We start from the raw sequence: 1,919 nt of genomic DNA, 5'->3' as shown, positions 1-1,919 counted from the left end.
TAACCGTAGCGCCAAGGGGAGGGACTGGCGAGGGGGGCGGGCTCCCGAACCCGGCGCGCCGGGGCAAAACTCACGAAAGGCAAAAGGTTATGGCGACCGGGGGCGCTACCCGCGGGACGGCTGATGCGCGAAACTGAGAGGGAGCGGGACTTTCCCGGACGGGGGCGGGGCGATGCGCTACAACGTGGCTGGACTGCTGAAGGAAGAGGTGGGGGCGAGCCGCCGGTACGCGATCGAGCCGGAGGAGCCGATTCACCGGGGCCGCATCGAGCTGATCCGCGTGCCGCGGGGGATCCTGGTGCGGTGCGATGCGGAGGTGCTGATCGAGGCGCAGTGCAGCCGCTGCCTGGTGCCGTTCGCCTACCCGCAGGAGCTGGTGTTCGAGGAGATCTACCGCCAGCAGGTGGACCTGGTGGATGGCCGGCGCATCGAACCGATCGAAGGAGAGGACGAGGACCAGTTCCTGATTGGGCTGGAGAACGAGATCGACATTAGCGAGGCCGTTCGGCAATATACGGAGATGGCGGCAGCGATGCAGCCATTGTGCCGGCCGGACTGCCCCGGGCTGTGCCCGGAGTGCGGGATGGACCTGAGCATCGAATCATGCCAGTGCGAACGCACGCCAATCGACCCGCGGTGGGCGAAGCTGTTCGCGCTGCAGCTTCGGAACCATGGGTAACGATCTGAAGGAGACACGCCATGCCACCGCTGCCGAAGCGGAAGTACGCCGCGTCACGCCAAGGCAAGCGCCGTTCGCATCTGAAGATGGCGATGCCGCACGTCGTCGATTGCCCCCGCTGCAAGAGCCCGCGGCTGGCGCACCACGCCTGCCCGATCTGCGGGACCTACCGGGGGCGGGAAGTGATCCAGCTGCCCGAGCAGGATCTCGACTAACCTTCGGAGCTACGGCTCTGGAACCGTTCCTTGTCTTCAACGACCCGGTTCGCAAGGACCGGGCGTTTGTGTTCCCCGGCCAGGGCGCGCAGGCGGTCGGCATGGGGAAGGACCTGTACGAGCAGTTCCCCTCGGCGCGCGAGCTGTACGACCGCGCCGACGAGATCCTCGGGTTCCGGCTGAGCCGGGTGTGTTTCGAAGGCCCCGAGGAGGAGCTGCAGCAGACGAAGAACGCCCAGCCGGCGATCGCGGTGACGAGCCTGGCTCTGCTGAAGGTGGCGACCGAGCTCACCCCGGGGTTGCTCGAGCGGCCGGCGTTCGTTGCCGGGCATTCGCTGGGCGAGTACTCGGCGCTGGTGGCGGCGGGCGCGCTGCCGTTCGAGGAGGCGGTGAAGCTGCTCCGCATCCGCGGTGAGCTGATGCAGGCCGCCGGCGAACGCAACCCCGGCACCATGGCGGCGGTGCTCGGCCTCGACATCGCCGACTGCGAGGAGGTCTGCCGGGAGGCGGGCGCGGAGATCTGCAACATCAACGCCCCGGGCCAGATCGTCATCGGCGGGCGGCGCGAAGCCGTGGTGCGCGCGCTCGACTACGCCAAAGCCCGCGGCGCGGTGAAGGTGATCCCGCTGAGCGTGAGCGGGGCGTTCCACAGCTCGCTGATGCGCCCGGCGGCCGACGGGATGGTGCAACCGGTGGCGACCGCCTCGCTGGCCGACCCGGCGGTACCGGTGGTGCTGAACGTGACCGCGACGCCGGCGCAGGACGAGATCGCCATCCGGCACGAACTGGTGGACCAGGTGTGCCGGCCGGTGCAGTGGAGCCGGACGGTCGAGTTCCTGGGCGAGCAGGGCATCGAGACGTTCATCGAGTTCGGGCCCGGGCGGGTGCTGACGGCGATCATCAAGCGGATGCTGCGTAAGGCGACCTGCATCAACGTGAACGACGCCGCCTCGGTGCGCGTGCAGCTGCCCGATGGGTGACCTCGAAGGCAAGGCCGCGCTGGTCACCGGCGGGAGCCGCGGCAT

At 68.9% G+C, this 1,919-nt stretch carries 3 protein-coding genes; all 3 read left to right on the top strand.

The window, feature by feature from the left end; translation table 11 throughout:
* Nucleotides 1–172 precede the first annotated feature (172 nt).
* From VAE46_RS02595 to fabD, 3 genes are read left to right on the top strand one after another with little or no spacing between them, the layout of a single operon-like run.
* Nucleotides 173–679 carry a DUF177 domain-containing protein gene (locus tag VAE46_RS02595; protein WP_322795350.1) on the top strand — a complete coding sequence of 169 codons (507 nt, stop codon included), beginning with the start codon at nucleotides 173–175 and terminating at the stop codon, nucleotides 677–679.
* 20 nt (nucleotides 680–699) lie between these two features.
* A complete protein-coding gene (gene rpmF, locus VAE46_RS02590; protein WP_322795349.1) occupies nucleotides 700–894 on the top strand; it encodes a 50S ribosomal protein L32 in 195 nt (64 codons plus the stop codon).
* Nucleotides 895–911: 17 nt separating this feature from the next.
* Entirely contained in the window at nucleotides 912–1,874 is a 963-nt protein-coding gene (gene fabD / locus VAE46_RS02585; RefSeq protein WP_416223931.1) for an ACP S-malonyltransferase, read from the top strand.
* Nucleotides 1,875–1,919: the final 45 nt, after the last annotated feature.

Source organism: Tepidiforma sp., from assembly GCF_034433535.1.
Lineage (GTDB): Bacteria > Chloroflexota > Dehalococcoidia > Tepidiformales > Tepidiformaceae > Tepidiforma.
This window is presented reverse-complemented; position numbering and strand designations above follow the sequence as displayed.